17 protein-coding genes are annotated in these 15,626 nt (G+C 70.8%); 9 read left to right on the plus strand and 8 right to left on the minus strand.

Annotated features, from left to right (window positions below; translation table 11 throughout):
• Positions 1 to 107 precede the first annotated feature (107 nt).
• Both ACSHWB_RS14410 and ACSHWB_RS14415 read right to left on the minus strand, forming a co-directional pair.
• Positions 108 to 806 (minus strand): CPBP family intramembrane glutamic endopeptidase, encoded by a 699-nt coding sequence (locus ACSHWB_RS14410; RefSeq protein ID WP_439664597.1) that lies wholly within the window; start codon positions 804 to 806, stop codon positions 108 to 110.
• Between the two features lie 73 nt (positions 807 to 879).
• Positions 880 to 1,644, minus strand: coding sequence for a DUF2470 domain-containing protein (locus ACSHWB_RS14415; RefSeq protein WP_439662530.1), 765 nt, complete (start codon positions 1,642 to 1,644; stop codon positions 880 to 882).
• A gap of 78 nt (positions 1,645 to 1,722) precedes the next feature.
• On the opposite strand from ACSHWB_RS14415, the gene ACSHWB_RS14420 reads away from it, so the two are divergent.
• The gene (locus ACSHWB_RS14420; RefSeq protein WP_439662531.1) at positions 1,723 to 2,187 is read left to right on the plus strand and encodes a hypothetical protein; all 465 of its coding nucleotides are present in this window, start codon (positions 1,723 to 1,725) and stop codon (positions 2,185 to 2,187) included.
• Positions 2,184 to 2,636: a hypothetical protein gene (locus ACSHWB_RS14425; protein ID WP_439662532.1), complete on the plus strand. Its 453-nt coding sequence runs from the start codon at positions 2,184 to 2,186 to the stop codon at positions 2,634 to 2,636. Before ACSHWB_RS14420 ends, ACSHWB_RS14425 begins: the two co-directional genes overlap by 4 nt.
• Here ACSHWB_RS14425 and ACSHWB_RS14430 read toward each other — a convergent pair.
• From ACSHWB_RS14430 to ACSHWB_RS14445, 4 genes are read right to left on the minus strand one after another with little or no spacing between them, the layout of a single operon-like run.
• Positions 2,633 to 3,775, minus strand: coding sequence for a VWA domain-containing protein (locus ACSHWB_RS14430; protein WP_439662533.1), 1,143 nt, complete (start codon positions 3,773 to 3,775; stop codon positions 2,633 to 2,635). The two genes, ACSHWB_RS14425 and ACSHWB_RS14430, sit on opposite strands and share 4 nt — an antisense overlap.
• Complete coding sequence (locus ACSHWB_RS14435) at positions 3,772 to 4,404, minus strand: IclR family transcriptional regulator (protein WP_439662534.1); 633 nt, start codon at positions 4,402 to 4,404, stop codon at positions 3,772 to 3,774. The genes ACSHWB_RS14430 and ACSHWB_RS14435 overlap by 4 nt, the downstream gene beginning before the upstream one ends.
• Entirely contained in the window at positions 4,404 to 5,567 is a 1,164-nt protein-coding gene (locus ACSHWB_RS14440; protein WP_439662535.1) for a fumarylacetoacetate hydrolase family protein, read from the minus strand. The genes ACSHWB_RS14435 and ACSHWB_RS14440 overlap by 1 nt, the downstream gene beginning before the upstream one ends.
• The gene (locus ACSHWB_RS14445; RefSeq protein ID WP_382442264.1) at positions 5,564 to 6,427 is read right to left on the minus strand and encodes a hypothetical protein; all 864 of its coding nucleotides are present in this window, start codon (positions 6,425 to 6,427) and stop codon (positions 5,564 to 5,566) included. Before ACSHWB_RS14445 ends, ACSHWB_RS14440 begins: the two co-directional genes overlap by 4 nt.
• 70 nt (positions 6,428 to 6,497) lie before the next feature.
• Here ACSHWB_RS14445 and ACSHWB_RS14450 point away from each other — a divergent pair, with 70 nt between their 5' ends.
• The 6 genes from ACSHWB_RS14450 to ACSHWB_RS14475 all read left to right on the plus strand — a co-directional run bounded on the left by ACSHWB_RS14450 (position 6,498) and on the right by ACSHWB_RS14475 (position 13,850).
• Positions 6,498 to 7,670, plus strand: a complete 1,173-nt coding sequence (locus ACSHWB_RS14450; RefSeq protein WP_439662536.1) for a homogentisate 1,2-dioxygenase — start codon at positions 6,498 to 6,500, stop codon at positions 7,668 to 7,670.
• A 33-nt stretch (positions 7,671 to 7,703) separates the two neighbouring features.
• A complete protein-coding gene (locus ACSHWB_RS14455) occupies positions 7,704 to 8,867 on the plus strand; it encodes an SWIM zinc finger family protein (RefSeq protein WP_439662537.1) in 1,164 nt (387 codons plus the stop codon).
• Positions 8,868 to 9,021: 154 nt separating this feature from the next.
• The gene (locus ACSHWB_RS14460) at positions 9,022 to 10,449 is read left to right on the plus strand and encodes a DUF5691 domain-containing protein (protein ID WP_439662538.1); all 1,428 of its coding nucleotides are present in this window, start codon (positions 9,022 to 9,024) and stop codon (positions 10,447 to 10,449) included.
• Positions 10,446 to 11,531 carry an ATP-binding protein gene (locus tag ACSHWB_RS14465; RefSeq protein WP_439662539.1) on the plus strand — a complete coding sequence of 362 codons (1,086 nt, stop codon included), beginning with the start codon at positions 10,446 to 10,448 and terminating at the stop codon, positions 11,529 to 11,531. The genes ACSHWB_RS14460 and ACSHWB_RS14465 overlap by 4 nt, the downstream gene beginning before the upstream one ends.
• Positions 11,524 to 13,689: a DUF5682 family protein gene (locus tag ACSHWB_RS14470; RefSeq protein ID WP_439662540.1), complete on the plus strand. Its 2,166-nt coding sequence runs from the start codon at positions 11,524 to 11,526 to the stop codon at positions 13,687 to 13,689. The genes ACSHWB_RS14465 and ACSHWB_RS14470 overlap by 8 nt, the downstream gene beginning before the upstream one ends.
• 26 nt (positions 13,690 to 13,715) lie before the next feature.
• The gene (locus tag ACSHWB_RS14475; protein WP_439662541.1) at positions 13,716 to 13,850 is read left to right on the plus strand and encodes a hypothetical protein; all 135 of its coding nucleotides are present in this window, start codon (positions 13,716 to 13,718) and stop codon (positions 13,848 to 13,850) included.
• Here ACSHWB_RS14475 and ACSHWB_RS14480 read toward each other — a convergent pair.
• Entirely contained in the window at positions 13,847 to 14,197 is a 351-nt protein-coding gene (locus ACSHWB_RS14480; RefSeq protein WP_439662542.1) for a cupin domain-containing protein, read from the minus strand. The two genes, ACSHWB_RS14475 and ACSHWB_RS14480, sit on opposite strands and share 4 nt — an antisense overlap.
• A gap of 81 nt (positions 14,198 to 14,278) precedes the next feature.
• Here ACSHWB_RS14480 and ACSHWB_RS14485 point away from each other — a divergent pair, with 81 nt between their 5' ends.
• Complete coding sequence (locus ACSHWB_RS14485; protein WP_439662543.1) at positions 14,279 to 14,728, plus strand: MarR family winged helix-turn-helix transcriptional regulator; 450 nt, start codon at positions 14,279 to 14,281, stop codon at positions 14,726 to 14,728.
• Here ACSHWB_RS14485 and ACSHWB_RS14490 read toward each other — a convergent pair whose 3' ends face one another.
• Positions 14,729 to 15,307: a TMEM165/GDT1 family protein gene (locus tag ACSHWB_RS14490; protein ID WP_439664598.1), complete on the minus strand. Its 579-nt coding sequence runs from the start codon at positions 15,305 to 15,307 to the stop codon at positions 14,729 to 14,731. It abuts the gene before it with no gap.
• Positions 15,308 to 15,626: the final 319 nt, after the last annotated feature.

A 15,626-nucleotide genomic window follows, 5' to 3' on the forward strand; every position in this document is an offset into this window, starting at 1 on the left:
GTGTGCGCAGTCACCGGACGAGCGTAACCCTGAACAGCGGAAATCGCCGTCGGCGAGCCCGAAATCGCAACGAATGGCGGCTATTTGTGCGCTTTACCGTGGAATCGTTACGGCAACCAGCTCACTTTGCCGCGCAACATTGTGTAGCCGATGAACGCGACCACGTCGAGGATGGTGTGGGCGATGACCAACGGCCACAACCGCTTGGTGCGCTGCCAGTAGAACCCGAAGACCAGGCCCATGACGACGTTCCCGATGAACCCGCCGAAGCCCTGGTAGAGGTGGTACGAGCCGCGCAGCACGGCCGCCGCGACGAGCGCCGTGTACTGCCGCCAGCCCAGCTGCTCCAGCCGCGTGATCAGGTACCCGACGACGAGCACCTCCTCCGCCCACGCGTTGCCGGCGGCGGCGAGGATCAGCGCCAGGCTCATCCACCACTGGTTGTCCAAAGTGGACGGCTGGACGGCGAGGTTCAGCCCGAGCGCCCACGCGGCGAAGTACAGGCCGAGCCCCGGGATGCCGATGACCGCGGCCAGTCCCAGCGCCCCCAGCGAGTCCGCGAGCTTGCGGGTGCCGTCGAGTCCGATGACCTTGAGCTTGATTCCCGTGCGCCACAACAGGTACAGCCCGATGCCACCCCACGCGGCGAGCTGCAGCACGCCGAGCAGCTGTGCCACGAGGTCCAGCAGGTCGGCGCGCGCCTGCGGGACGTTGATCGCGACGGACTGCTGGTTGAGCGGCGTCGGCTGCAGCAAGCTGTCGATCAGCCGCACGAGGCTGCGCAGGCCCGACAGCCCGAGCGTCATGCTGAAGACGATCAGCAGTTCGAGCTGGTAACCACGCTTCTCTTCGGCGGGAATCAAGGTCACCAGCCAGACGCTACCTCTGGGACAGGAAGGGGCACCCCATCAACCGGCGCAGTTCCGCGGCGAGTTCCTGCGGAGTGCCGACCGGCTTGGAGAACGCGATCCGCACGTCGTGGTCGTCGCACTCGGCCTCGACCCGCAACCGCAGCCCGAACCGGTCGAGCCCGAGCGGCCGGATGTTGCCCGCCTGCAGCTCCTCCGGCAGGTGGCGGGCGAGCTGGACGACGACGTCGCGGTGCGCGGCCTCCAGGTGCCGCAGCCAGTGGTCCTCGTTGTCGCAGAACGGGTCCGGCGTCGCGCTCGCGAACTGCTCCGGCCTGATCGACGACGTGCCCTCGGCGTCCGCGATCACCATCGAGGCAGGTGTGAGCCTGAGCACCGAGGCGCCGTGGCCCGCGTCGAGCAGCCGGTGGTCGGGGCGCACGTCGGCGACGGCGAGGATCTCCTCGCGCGCCTCCTCGCCGTCGAGCGCCGAGACCCAGCCGGTGAGCCAGAGCAGGCCGCGGACCGGTTCGCGCAACGGCACCGGTGCCTGGTCGGCGATCTCCAGCATCGCCGTCACCTCTGCCCGCGGCGACTGCCAGAGCTGCCCGACCAGCGGGTGCTCGTCGGGCAGCAGCAGGATCGTGGAGCCGCACGGGTGCACGTGGTGGAACAACGGGCTGGTGCGGGATCCGGTCTGAGGAAGCAGTGCGGCGGAACCGTGCCGGGCCGCGATCGTGCGGGCGCGCTCTGCGGCGTGCGGCGCCGGTGGGCGCTTGGTCTGGGTGTCGGTCACCGCTGCACCTCCTCGAAGGTTAGGCAAGCCTAACTTAGCTTTGCTCATCAAGGGAAGCATCACCTGTACCTTGGACGGGTGGTCGTGCCCAACAAGCCGTCCACCGAGGTCACGGCGCTCGACGATCGGTGGACCCGGCACTGCGTGGACCGGGCGAGTCGTCGTGCGCTCGTGTGGACCGTCGTCGCCGGTGCGGCCTTCGCGCTCCAGTTCGTGCTGGTGCTCGTGTGGTCGTGGTCCTCTCCGGTGGCGCTGGTCCTGCTGTTCTTCGCCGCTGCCGTGCTGTGGGTGGTGACACGTCGTCGTCCGGTGCGTTTACCGGAAGGCGAACCGTGGCATTTCGCCCATGTGCAGTGGGAAGGAGGGCGTCTCGTCGTGTTGTCGTCACCGCCTCTGTTGCTGACCTTGAGCGTCGGCCCCCTGCTGCGCGGACGGATCGCGCGCCATCGGCGTGTGTGGTTCGTGCCGCCGGACTCCGCTGGGAACACCGTCGTCACGTTTCGCGGGGTGCCGCAGCTGATTCCGGCGCGTGTGCAGAGATGATCATCGAGACCTGGAGCGACACCTGCCTGGCGCGGGCCGATCGTCGCGCGGTCGGCCACATCTTCTTCGCGCTGGCGGCGTTCGGCGTCGTGCTCGTGATCGGCTGGCTCTGGCTCACCGTGCTGTCCGTGCCGGTGGTGCTGGAACTGGCCGCGCCGGGGCTGCGGCACTTCCTCACGCGAGGCGGCACCCTGCGGCTGATCGAGCAGTTCCCGTGGCGTCCGGTGTGGGTGAGCTTCGTGCCGGGCCGGCGGATCGGGCGGTCTGCCTACCTGCGGGTCGACGACTCGGAGAAGAACCTGCGGCTGCCGGAGCTTCCCGAACGGGCGCGCGTGCTGATCCGCCACACCCGGCGGGTCTGGATCGCCGGTCCGGACGAACGTGGACGCGTCGTCGTGATGACGCGCGGTCTCGCATTCCTCACCCGTGGCCGGGTCATCGATCGCTAACGGCCCGTCGCGATGCCCTCGGACTCGGCCCACTGCGTGAGGTCGTCCTTGCGCAGCGCGGCCGCCAGCAGTTCGGGGAACTTGTCCGGCGTGCAGGCGAACGCGGGCGCGCCCAGCGCGTGCAGCTTCGCGGCCAGTTCGTGGTCGTAGGCGGGTGTGCCGGAGTCGCTGAGCGCCAACAGGTTCACGACCGTGACGCCGCTCGCGACCAGTTCGCGGACCCGGCGTTGCAGCTCGGTCTCCGACCCGCCCTCGTAGAGGTCGCTGATGATCACGACGACCGTGTCGATCGGCCTGCGGACCAGGGTCTGCGCGTAGGCGACCGCGCGGTTGATGTCCGTGCCGCCGCCGAGCTGCGCGCTGAACAGCAGGTCGACCGGGTCGCTGAGCTGGTCGGTCAGGTCCGCGACCTCGGTGTCGAACACGACGAGCTTCGTCGAGATCGACCGGATGCTCGCGAGCGCCGAACCCAGAACCGCCGCGTGCACCAGCGATTCGGCCATCGAACCGGACTGGTCGACCAGCAGGATCACGTCCCGCATCGCTGCGGACCGGCTGCGCCTGCGGTGGCCGATCAGGTCCTCGACGATCACGGTCTTGTGCTGCGGCTGGTAGTTCTTGAGGTTCGCCTTGATCGTCGTCGCCCAGTCGACGTCCTGCAGCTGCGGCCTCCTGGTGCGCCGCGATCTGTCGACCGCGCCCCTGACGGCCTCGATCAGCCGGTCCTGCAGGCGTTTCTCGATGTCCTCGACCACCTTGCGCACCACGGCTTTCGCGGTGTCGCGGGTGCGGGCGGGGATGGCCCTGGAGAGCTGCAGCAGCGTGCTGACGAGGTTCACGTCCGGCTCGACCGACTGCAGCAGCTCGGGTTCGAGCAGCAGCTGCTTGAGACCCAGCTTCTCGACCGCGTCCCGTTGCATGACCTGCACGACGGACGTGGGGAAGTACTTGCGGACGTCGCCGAGCCAGCGGTGCAGCTGGGGGGAGCTGGCGCCGAGACCGGCACCGCGGTCACCGCCACCGCCGTAGAGCCCCGTGAGCGCGCCATCGCGCCGTTGGTCGTCCTCACCGAGCTCGGACACGTCTTCCGCGCTCGGTCCCAGGAGCAACCGCCAGCGCCTCAGCCGCTCTTCGGTCATTTGAGCGCCGCCGCCACTTCCTCGGCCGCGCGCACGACGTGCGGGCCGATGATGTCCGCGTCGAGCTTTTCCAGTGCCACCACGCCGACGGACGCCCGCAGGCCCGGTACGCCGCGCACGGGTGCCGCGACGCCGTACGCGTTCGGCTGCAGCTCTCCGGCCGACGCGACCCAGATCTCGCCGGGCTGCGAGATGGCCCTGCCGGCCGCCCCGCGGTGCACCGGGTGGCGCGATCCCACCCGGTACGCCACGTGGTACGCGGTCCACGACGGTTCGACGACGGCGACGGCCTGGGCCTCGCTGCCGTCCGCGACCGTGAGGTGCGCGGTGGCGCCGACCTTCTCGGCGAGCTCGCGCAGCGCCGGGTTCGCCGCCATGCGCAGCTGGGGGAGGACGTTGGAGGCGAGGCGCAGCACGCCCAGGCCGAGCCTGACCTTCGAGCCCTCCCTGCGCACGAGACCGCGCGCCTGCAGTGGCACGAGAAGCCGGTACACGGCCGCCCTGGACGCGCCGATGGCCGTGGCGAGCTCCGAGATCGACGGTGCCTCGGACTCCGCCTCAGCGACCGCCTGGAGCAGCGCCAGACCCCTTTCCAGGGTCAGCGAGCTCTCCTTCGTCGCTCCGACCATCACGCACTCCGAACTGTTCCCACCACCTCGGCGAGTCCGACCACCGAGCCACCTTCCCCTGGCGCCGTCGCGGTCAGCTTGACCGTGTCGCCGTCCTCCAGGAAGGACCTCGTGGAGCCGTCGTCGAGCTTGAACGGTTCCTTGCCACCCCAGCTGAGTTCGAGGAACGAGCCGCGCTCGTCCTTCTCCGGTCCCGAGACCGTGCCGGAGGCGAACAGATCACCTGGGCGCACCGTAGCCCCGTTCACCGTCATGTGCGCCAGCTGTTGCACAAATGACCAAGACATCTCCCGGAACGGAGGCCGCGCGACGATGGTGTCGTTCAGCTCCACGGTGATCGTGATGTCGAGGCCCCACGGCTGGTCGCACGTCAGGTAGTCGTGCAGCTTGTTCGGCAGCGGCGGCGTCGGGACGCGTGCAACTGAGAACGCCTCCAGCGGCGTGATCCACGCGCCGATCGACGTGGCGAACGACTTGGCCAGGAACGGGCCGAGCGGCTGGTACTCCCAGGCCTGGATGTCGCGTGCCGACCAGTCGTTGACCAGCGCGACGCCGAAGACGTGCTCGGCGGCCCTGCTGGTGCTCACGTTGGCCGCCTTGGGCCCGCCGCACACGAAGCCGACCTCCGCCTCGATGTCGAGACGTTCGGAGGGACCGAACTTCGGGCCCTCGCTGCCGCGCTTCTGGCCGTTCGGGCGGACGATCTCGGTGCCGGAGACGTACACCGTGCCCGCGCGGCCGTGGTAGCCGATCGGGAGGTGCGTCCAGTTCGGCGTGAGCGCGTCGCCGTCGGGGCGGAACATCTTCCCGACGTTCTCGGCGTGGTGCCTGCTCGAGTAGAAGTCCACGTAGTCGCCGACGGTGAACGGCAGCTTCGCGGTCTCGATCCCGACGAGCTCGGCGCCCTTGGGGGCCGAGCTCGCCTGGACGATCTCCCTGAGCTTGGCGCGCAGCACGCTCCAGACCGGGCGTCCGGCCGCCAGCAGCGGGTCCAGCGAGTCCTCCTGGAGGTACTCGCTGCACTTGCCCAGGTGCAGGCTCCTGAGCAGCAGCGCCTTGTCGCCCACCCGGACCGCCACGCCGCCGTCGACGACGCCGTAGGGGAGGGTCTGCGGTCCGAACGGCTGGTCCTCGGTGAAGTTCGGGTCGCTGATCCAGCTCACAGCAGTCCAAGCCCCTCGAGGTCGGCGACGGGTTCGGCGAGCGAGCACGAGCCGTAGCTCGCGAACACGCCGCGCACGGCGTGCGCAGCCTGGTCGCTGAGCGCCTTCGCCTCGGCGGTGAGAGCCTCGGCGTCGGTGCTCGCGAGCGCTTCGCGGACGTCGCGGCCGCTGAGCGATCGCGCGGTGGCCACGAGGAGGTTCAGGAAGCCGTGGTGGGTGAAGCCCTGCTCGTCGGTGTAGCGGACGGCCTTGTGCAGGCCCGCCGTCGCCTTGAACGCGACGCCGCCACCGCTGACGACGGACAGGAAGTCACCGACCTCCTCGACGCTCGGGAAGTTCTCCTGGGAGAGCCCACCGCAACGCAGTTTGGGCCAGCTGCCGTGCTCGATGACCCGGCGGACGCCGTCGAGCCACTCGGCACCGCCGCGGCGGGGTTCGACGACGCGGATGACGTCCTCGGGCACGAACTCCGACACGCGCTCGAGCCACACCTCGTCCACATCGGACGGTGCGGGCATCTCGACCATGCGCAGTGCCAGGAGCTCGCTTCGGCTCTCGACGATCGAGACGGCCTTCGGCACGCCGCCGAGGCCGGTGTCGATCACGAGGCTCAGTGCTATCGGTTTGGCCGGCTTGACCTTGATCAGTTCGGTGATCAGCTCGGCGAGACGGGAGGCAGGACAGAGGAAGAGGCCCATGACGCCGGACCACTCGCCGACGCGGCCGTCGAGATGACCGCGCACCGCGTCGGGCATCGACGCGTTCCCCGGAGGGAACAGCGCGGCATCGTCCACAAGCCTCGCGAGCAGGGGCGGAGTACCGCGCGGACCGGGCGCACGGAGTTCGACAGCGCTTGACACGGCTGACACGCTAGCCGTGTACCGCCAACTGAACAAAGATGTCCGATAGTCGAACGCCCGGAGAGCAGTCATGGCTTACTACCGCCAGGTGGGAGAGATCCCCCGAAAGCGGCACACGCAGTTCCGCAAACCGGACGGTGGGCTCTACGCGGAAGAGCTCATGGGGGTCGAGGGGTTCTCGGCCGACTCGGCCCTGCTCTACCACCGGTACCTGCCCACGGCGATCGTCAACGCGGAGACGGTGAAGGACGAGCGCGGGACCGTCGTGCCGAACCTGCCGCTGAAGCCCCGTCACTTCAAGACCCAGGACCTGACCTGGGCTTCTGACGAGGTCGACGCGGTCACCGGGCGGCGCAAGCTCTTCGGCAACCCGGACGTGACCATCGGTTTTGTCGTCGCCACCGTGCCTTCGCCGTTGTACCGCAACGCTTTCGGTGACGAGCTGCTGTACGTGCAGAGCGGTTCCGGGGTCATCGAGACGATCTACGGTGCGCTGGAGGTGGGCGACGGCGACTACGTCGTGATCCCGACCTCGTGCACCTACCGGGTGGTGCCGTCGTCGCCGATGTCGTTGCTCGTGCTGGAGGCGACCGGGCACGTCGGACCGCCCAAGCGCTACCTGTCCAAGGCCGGCCAGTTCCTGGAGCACTCGCCGTACTGCGAACGCGACATCCGCGGGCCGGTTGAGCCGTTGGTGGTGGAGGGGGAGGACGTCGACGTGCTCGTGCGGCATCGCGCGGGGCTGACGCGTTTCACCTACGCGAACCACCCGTTCGACGTCGTCGGCTGGGACGGGCACCTGTACCCGTGGGCGTTCAACATCCGCGACTTCGAACCGATCACCGGCCGCGTGCACCAGCCGCCGCCCGTGCACCAGACGTTCGAGGGCCCGAACTTCGTCGTGTGCTCGTTCGTGCCGCGCAAGGTCGACTACCACCCGCTGTCCGTGCCGGTGCCGTACAACCACGCGAACGTCGACTCGGACGAGCTGATGTTCTACGTGGGCGGCAACTACGAGGCGCGCAAGGGATCGGGCATCGGCATCGGCTCGCTGTCGCTGCACCCGTCCGGCTGCACGCACGGCCCGCAGCCCGGCGCGGTGGAAGCGTCCCTGGGCGTGGACTACTTCGACGAGACCGCGGTCATGGTCGACACGTTCCGCCCGTTGGAGTTGGGCGAGGCCGCGGAGGTCTCCGAGGACCCGGCGTACGCGTGGACGTGGGCCCGTCGAGGTCCGGCCTGATTTTCTGTCGGAGGTCCTCGCTACTTTGGTCTGGTGAGGACACGAGCCGTACCGATGCGCTGGCAGGGCCTGGGCAAGGCCCTGCCGGTGCTGTGGGGCCTGTACACGGGCTCCGGCTCCACGCCGTACCGCGTCTGCGTCGACCTGGCCGCGGGCTCGGCCAAGTGCACCTGCCCGTCCCGCAAGTTCCCCTGCAAGCACGCCGTGAGCCTGCAGGAGCTCGACATCCCGGACGCCCTCCCGCCCGAGTGGGTGGAGGAGTGGACCCAGCGCCGCGCGGCCCGTGAGCTCGACTCCTCACCGGAGGCCGTGGCCCGCCGGGTCCGCGCTCGCGAGAAGACGGCGGCCAACCGCGCGGCAGCGATGTCCTCGGGCATCGACGGCCTGCGCGACTGGCTTCTCGACGTCGCCTCCGCCGGCATCGCCTCCCTGCCCGGCCGCCCTGCCTCCTGGTGGCAGGCGTTCGTCGCCCGCATGATCGACGCCCAGGTGCCCGGCGTCGCCGCCGCGGTGACCGAGATCCAGGAGATCGTCGCCCGCTCGGGCCCCCGCTGGACCTCGGACGTGGCCGACCGCCTCGGCGGCCTGCACCTGCTGTGCTTCGTGCAACCGCGCTCCCGCCTGGGCGTGACGGTCCCGGAGGAGACGGTCCGCGCCACCCCTGGCGTCACCGACCGCTGGGTGGCCCTCCTGCGCCTGGAAACCGACGACGGCCGTGTCCGCACGGTCCGCCAGTGGTGCTGGGGCCGCCAGACGGCCCGCTGGGTCGTGGCGATCCGCCACTCCGCCGTGGGAGCCCCCGTACCGCTGCTCCCACACGGCCAGGAGTCCTCGGCCCTGGTCCACCCCTACCCGGCCTCGGACCGGGTCGCCCTGGGCGAACTGGAGGGCTCGCGCACCCCGGACCCGGTGCCCGCCCCGCAGACGTGGCGCGAGTCCCTGGCCTCCCTGGAACCGATGCTGACCGCCGACCCGTGGCAGCGCCTGTTCCCACTGGGCTGCGCCACGGTCCGTCTGCACGGCACGTCCCTGGTGGACACCTCGGGCCACGGCCTCCCGGTGCGCGACGACACGGGGCTGGACATGGCCCTGGCGCTGACCGGCGGCACCGCGTTCGACGCCTGGGGGCTGTGGGACGGCCACGCCCTGCGGCTGGGCGCGATCGCGGTGGACGGCGCGCTGGAGGTGGTGGCGTGACGGGCCACGCGCTGACTCGGCCACGAGCCTTCGGCCCGAGTGCTGAGCCCGCGCCGCTGCGCGCCTTCGTGCGCTTGTCCGCTGAGCCCGCTCCGATTCCTCACCGCCCCACCACCACGTCTCCCGTCCTCCCCGGCACCAGAGAGGCGGCGGCGTGAAGGCCGACTGGTCCAAGACCGTCCAAGACCTCCTGATCGGCACCACCAGAGGCGGCGGCGACCCGGCAGCCCTGCTGTCCGACTGCGCCGCCCTGGGCGTGGCCGCGTTCGGCGCCACCCTCCCCCAGGAGGCCACCACCGACCCGCTCCCGCTGGCCCCACCCGAGCAGGCACACCTGCCCCGCCCCGCGGCCAAGGCCGTCCTGGCGGCGATCATGAGCCTCGACGACGAGGTCCTCCTCACCGAGTGGTGCGCCCTCGCCAAGGCGAACCACGTCGTCGCCGAGCACCGCATGCTGCCCGCCCTGCTCTCCCTCGGCACGGCCCGCCCGGGGCTCAGGTCCGCGGTGGTCGAGGTCCTCGGCACAAGAGGCCGCTGGCTCGCGAACACCCGCCCCGGCTGGTCCTGGGCCAGCGGCGCCACCCCGCTCGTCGACGAGGTCCCGCTGGAAGAGGTGCTCGACCTGCCCAGCGCCCAACGCGTGCGCGCTCTCAGACGCAAGCGCAAGGCCGATCCGCAGGAGGTCGGCGCGTTCATCGCGCGGGAGTTCCAGGCCTCGCGTCGCTCGGCCGACCGCCAGGTGCTGATCAGCGCACTCGAAACCGGTCTGGGACCGCAGGACGAGCGGCTCCTGGAGGCGGCGCTCGACGACAAGGCGGCCGGGGTCCACGACGAGGCCCTCCGCCTGCTGCGCAAACTGGGCCGGACGCGTCTCGCCGCCCGCGCCGCACATCGGCTGCGGCACGGGCTGCGGCTGACCGCGGACGGGCTCGACGTGCGGCCGGACGAGCTGTGGACCGGGCCTGCCGACGAGGCGGAGCTGCGCGACCTCATGCGCGACGGGTCGGAGAAGGGCGTGGCCGGTCGCATCCGGGCCGCGGCCGCGAGTGTGCCGCCGTCGTACTGGACGTCGACGCTCAAGGCCGACGACGCCAAGGCCGCCGGCGTGCTCAGGCGCGGGCCGTGGGCCGGGCCGCTGCTCAGGGGTGTCGCGGACCAGCTCGCGGCGGCGAACGACCCGCGGCCGTGGGCCGTCACCGCCGCCGAGACGCTGACCGGCATGGAGCAGCTGGAGATGCTGGCGGCGTTGCCGGCCGAGGTTGCTGAGCAGGCGGTCGTCGCCGTGTCGAAGAACTGGCACTACGACCTCCTCGACCACGCCTGCGCCCAGTTGCCGGCACCGTGGTCGGCGGAGACGACCCGTGCGCTGCTGCACCGCTACGCCGCACTGCCCGACCCGCGCTGGCGTGCCGGGCGGCCGCCTGCCGTGCTGCTGGCGCGGGGTGACGCCGACCTGCTCGGTGCGAGCTGGGAGGCTCTGACCCGTCGCTGGCCGGAGAACTCCCTGGAACTGGAGGTTCTCCGCCTCCGCATCCGCCTGCGTGAATCGTTCGCCCCAGCACCGCCCCAGGAGGCCCAGTGACCGCCGTGCTCAGGCCGACGGCCGAACAGCAGTACGCCGCCGAGCTCGAGGCCGTCGCGGCCCAGGACGACCGGCAGCGGCCGCCCAACTGGCGGATGTCGCCGCAGGCCGTGGTCACCTACGTCCTGGGCGGCACGCTGCCGGACGGCACGGTGATCTCGCCGAAGTACGTGGGCGCGCGGCGCCTCGTGGAGGTCGCGGTCGGCACGCTCGTCACGGACAGGGCGCTGCTGCTCGTCGGCGTGCCGGGCACGGCGAAGTCGTGGCTGTCCGAGCACCTCGCGGCGGCGATCAGCGGCGACTCGACGCTGGTGGTCCAGGGGACCGCGGGCACGAGCGAGGACCAGGTCCGCTACGGCTGGAACTACGCCCGCCTGATCGCCGAGGGCCCGAGCGAGAACGCCATCGTGGCGAGCCCGGTCATGCGCGGCATGCAGCTGGGCACCGTCGTGCGGGTCGAAGAGCTGACGCGCATGCCGTCCGAGGTGCAGGACTCGTTCATCACGGTGCTCAGCGAGAAGTCGCTGCCGGTGCCGGAGCTGAACACGCAGGTCCAGGCCGTGCCCGGCTTCACGGTCATCGCCACGGCCAACGACAGGGACCGCGGCGTCAACCAGATGTCGTCGGCGCTCGCACGGCGCTTCAACACCGTGGTGCTGCCGCCGCCCGCGACCGAGGACGCCGAGGTCGAGATCGTCATCACCAGGGCCTCGCAGCTCGGCAAGGCGCTCCAGCTGCCGGCCGAACCGCCCGCGCTCGACGAGGTGCGCCGGGTCGTGCGGATCTTCCGCGAGCTGCGCAACGGGTCCACGGTGGACGGTCGCACGCAGCTGAAGAAGCCGAGCGGCAGCCTGTCCACGGCCGAGGCGATCTCGGTCATCGCGAACGGCATGGCGCTCGCCGGTCACTTCGGCGACGGCACGCTGGGCGCGGACGAGCTGGCGAGCGGCCTGATCGGGTCCGTGATCAAGGACCGCGTCTCGGACGCGACGGTCTGGCAGGAGTACCTGGAGACGGTGCTGAAGGAACGCGCGGAGTGGCGCGACCTCTACCGGGCCTGCCTGGACGTCAGCGGTGACTGAGCCGGTCCTCCTGGGCATCCGGCACCACGGCCCCGGCTCTGCCCGGATGGTCGAGCGAGCGCTGGCGCAGACGAGTCCGGCGCTCATCCTGATCGAGGGGCCGCCGGAGGCGGACGCGCTCCTCGAACACGTCCACGCGCTCACCCCGCCGGTCGCGATCCTGCTGCACGACGAGACCGAGCCCGAGAACGCGGCGTTCTGGCCGTTCGCGGAGTTCTCCCCGGAGTGGCAGGCCCTCAGCTACGCGAGCGAGAACGGCGTCCAGGCCCGCTTCTTCGACCTGCCGGCGGCGGCGTCGATCGGTGACGACGGCCCGAGCGGCAACGTCGACCCCATCGCCCTGCTCGCCGAGGCCGCGGGCTTCGACGACCCGGAACGCTGGTGGGAGGACGTGGTCGAGCACAGCGCGTCGGACCCGCTCGACCTCGCCGGCGCGATCGCCGAGGCCATGGTCGCCGTGCGCGCGGAGTTCGAAGCCGAAGTAGGCGAACGCACGCTGCGCCGCGAGGCGTTCATGCGCCAGACGATCCGCAAGGCGCGCAAGGAGACCGACGGCCCGATAGTCGTGGTCTGCGGCGCCTGGCACGTCCCGGCACTGCTCGCCAAACCGACCGTCGCCGCCGACACCGCGCTGCTGAAGGGCCTGCGCCGCCGCAAGATCTCCGGCACGTGGGTCCCGTGGAGCCACGGCCAGCTGGCCGCCGAGTCCGGCTACGGCGCGGGCGTCGACTCCCCTGGCTGGTACGCGCATCTCTGGCAGCACCAGGCGGACGTGGTCCCGCGGTGGTTCGCCAAGGCCGCCGCCGTGCTGAGGGAGGAAGACCTCCCGGCCTCGACGGCGAGCGCGGTGGAAGCCGTTCGCCTGGCGGAAACCCTTGCCGCGCTGAGGGAACGCCCTTCGGCAGGCCTGAGCGAGGTCAACGAGGCAGCGCTGGCGGTCCTCTGCGGCGGCGAGGAGATCCACCTCCAGCTGGTCCACCGCAAACTCGTGGTGGGGGAGCGCCTCGGCGAGGTCGGCGAAGCCGTCCCGCGTTCCCCGCTGGCCGCGGATCTCCAACGCCTGCAACGCAAACTCCGCCTCCCCGCGGACGTGCAGCCCAAGCAGCTCAAGCTGGACCTCCGCAAGGACACCGACCGCGAACGCTCCAAGCTCCTGCGGCGCCTGGAAGTCCTCGGCGTCCCGTGGGGCAAACCGGACCGCTCCAACTCCCTCGGCACCTTCGCCGAGGTCTGGCAGCTGCGCTGGGACCCGATCTTCGCGGTCTCCGTCGCCGTCGCCGCCCGCCACGGCACCACCGTCCACACGGCAGCCGAGAACGTCCTGACCCAGGCGGCGAAGGACGCGAAACGGGTGGCCGACGCGGCGGCGACCCTGACCAAGTCCGTGGGCTGCGAGCTCCCGGCGGCCGTCGCCGAGTCCCGCAACGCCCTCGACCGCTGCGCCGCCATGGCCACCGACGCCCTCGAACTGCTGGCCGCCCTCCCGGACCTGGCCAGGACGGTCCGCTACGGCTCGGTCCGCGGCACCGACCCGGAACTGCTGCGCGTGGCCCTGCACGGCCTCCTGACCCGAGGCGCGGTGGGCCTCCCGCTCGCCTGCCGCAACGTGGACGACGAAACGGCCGAGCACGCACTGCAGGTGGTCGACGGCGCCCACGAGGCCACCCGCCTGGCCGCGGACGACGACCACCAGAAGACCTGGTGGCGAGCCCTGCACGCCTTGGTCAAGGCCGAGGCCCACGGCCTGCCGACGGGCAGGGCCACCCGCCTGCTCTGGGAGGCGGGCGAACTGACCAGCGACGAAGTGGCCGCCCGCCTGCACCGAAGCGTTGCCACGGCGTTCGTGGCCGGCTTCCTGCGCGGATCGGCCACCCTGCTGGCCGCCGACCCCCGCCTCTTCGGCCTGATCGACGAATGGCTCAGCGGCCTGCGCGGCGAGGCGTTCGACGACGCCCTGCCCCTGCTCCGCCGGGCCGTCACCGACTTCACCCCCGCCGAACGCCGCCTGCTCGGCGAACGCGTCGTCGCAGGCGAGACCCCTCAGCCCGCCGCCGACGACGAGTGGGACCTGGAGATCGCCGAACGCCTCGCAGCCCACGTCCGGAGCCTCATGGCTGGAGTTTCGCGATCTTCGGAACCGCCGATCCCAGAGCCGTGACCACACCGGACGAAGATCGCCTCACCGTGCCTGACGAGAGTCGCCTCGACGAGTCGCAGCACCTCATCGACGAGGCCAAGAAGTTCGCCCACGACCTGCGCGAAGAGGTCCCGGACACCTCACCGGAACCTCCAGCGGAGGAAGGCTCCCCTGCGAACTAGACCGACCAGGGCGGCGTGATCGTCTGCCCGTCGGCCAGCGTGCCCTGGATCCCCACCGAGGTCGCCACCAGCACCCGTGCCGGCCCGCCGGTCAGCGACAGCTCGGTGTTCGGCGGCACCACGATCGCGTCGCCGGCACCGGCGGTCTGCCCCTGGATCGTCACCGACCCGGACAGCACGTAGAACACCTCCTCCTTGGACGCGCGGTGAGGCGTCCCGTCGCCGCCTTCCGGCACGTCGACGGTCCACAGCGCGATCTCCGAACTGCCGCGCGACGGCACGGCCAGCGACCTGAACTCGAACCCGCCGAACTCGTGCACCGCGGCGGAATCCCCCGTGACCAGCAAGACAACCTCCAAAGTAGTCAACCAAGTTGTCTAACCTTAGAATAAGGTCAACCAGGTTGTCTACCCAGAAACGGGAAACCGATGGAACCGGTGCCGATGCTGCTGGCGATGACGTACCGCGCCATGGGCGACCAGTTTCACGACCGGCTCAGGCAGATCGGCCTCGAACCGCTCAGGCCCGCCCACGGCTACGTCTTCCGGTTCCTCAAGGACAAGCGCGCGACGACCGTCGACATAGGACAGCACCTCGGCGTCACGAAGCAGGCGGCGGCGAAGATCGTCAACGAGCTCGACGAGTGGGGCTACGTGCTCAGGGAGCCGCATCCGACGGACAAGCGCGCCCAGTACGTCACGCTGACCACGAAGGGCCGCGACTACCTGAAGTTCGCGGACAACCTCTGGGCTGACCTCGAGGCGGAGATGGCGGAGGCGATCGGTGGCGACACGCTCGCCACCATCAGGCAGGGCCTCGCCGCGTACCTGAGGCACGTCCACGGCGAGGACCAGCCAGGGCTGCGACCGGTCTGGTGATCAGAAGACCTGCGTCAGAGCGATCACGGCGAACACCGCGAAGATCGCCCCGGCCACCCGCTGGATCCAGTGCGTCGGCAACCGCCCGGCGAGCTTGCGTCCCACCAGCACCGCGAGCCCGGCCACGCAGACCAGGGCCAGCCACGCGCCCAGGCCGACGGCCAGCGGTGTCCCGTAGCGGGCGGTGATCCCGGCGGTCGCGAGCTGCGAGGCGTCGCCCCACTCGGCCGCGAACAGCACGCCGAACGACGTCAGCGCGGCCCGCCAGAACGGCACGACGGACTGAGCCCCTTCCTCGTCGGCGGACTCGGAGTCCTGCGAGAACCCCTCCTTGAGCAGCATGAACGCACCGATGCCGAACAGCAGCGCCACGACGCCGGCGACCACGCGGTCGGGGAGCAGGGTGATGGCCGAACCGAACGCGGCGGCGATCACGCTCTGCGCGGCGAAGGCGCCGACGACGCCGACGAACACCGGCCAGGCGCGATAACGCGTGGTCAGCACCAGGGTGGCGACCATGGTCTTGTCCGGGAGCTCGACGAGGAACACCACCGCGAAGGCGGTGATGAACGCGAGCAATGAAGTGGCCACGAGGTCCTCCACGTCCGAATACGATCCCGGACGGAGGCGCGACAGACCCCGACCGGGCATGCTGCAACCCGGCCGGAGGTCTCGTTCGCCCGACAAACGCATCGGGTGTGGGACCGGATCCACTCGAAGGCGGATCAGTATGTCGATCTCCACGCCACCGGCCGACAACTCCGGTGGGAACTACTCCCCTCTGGCGCAGCCATCGTAACCGACGCATGTCACCCGACCGGGGTGACTTCGCGCACGGGACCTTGGTCCCGAGTCCGAACGGGACCGTAGTACCTGATAGAGGACGTGGCCCGCCCAT

The sequence above is a fragment of the Lentzea sp. HUAS TT2 genome, assembly GCF_051853195.1.
GTDB lineage: Bacteria > Actinomycetota > Actinomycetes > Mycobacteriales > Pseudonocardiaceae > Lentzea.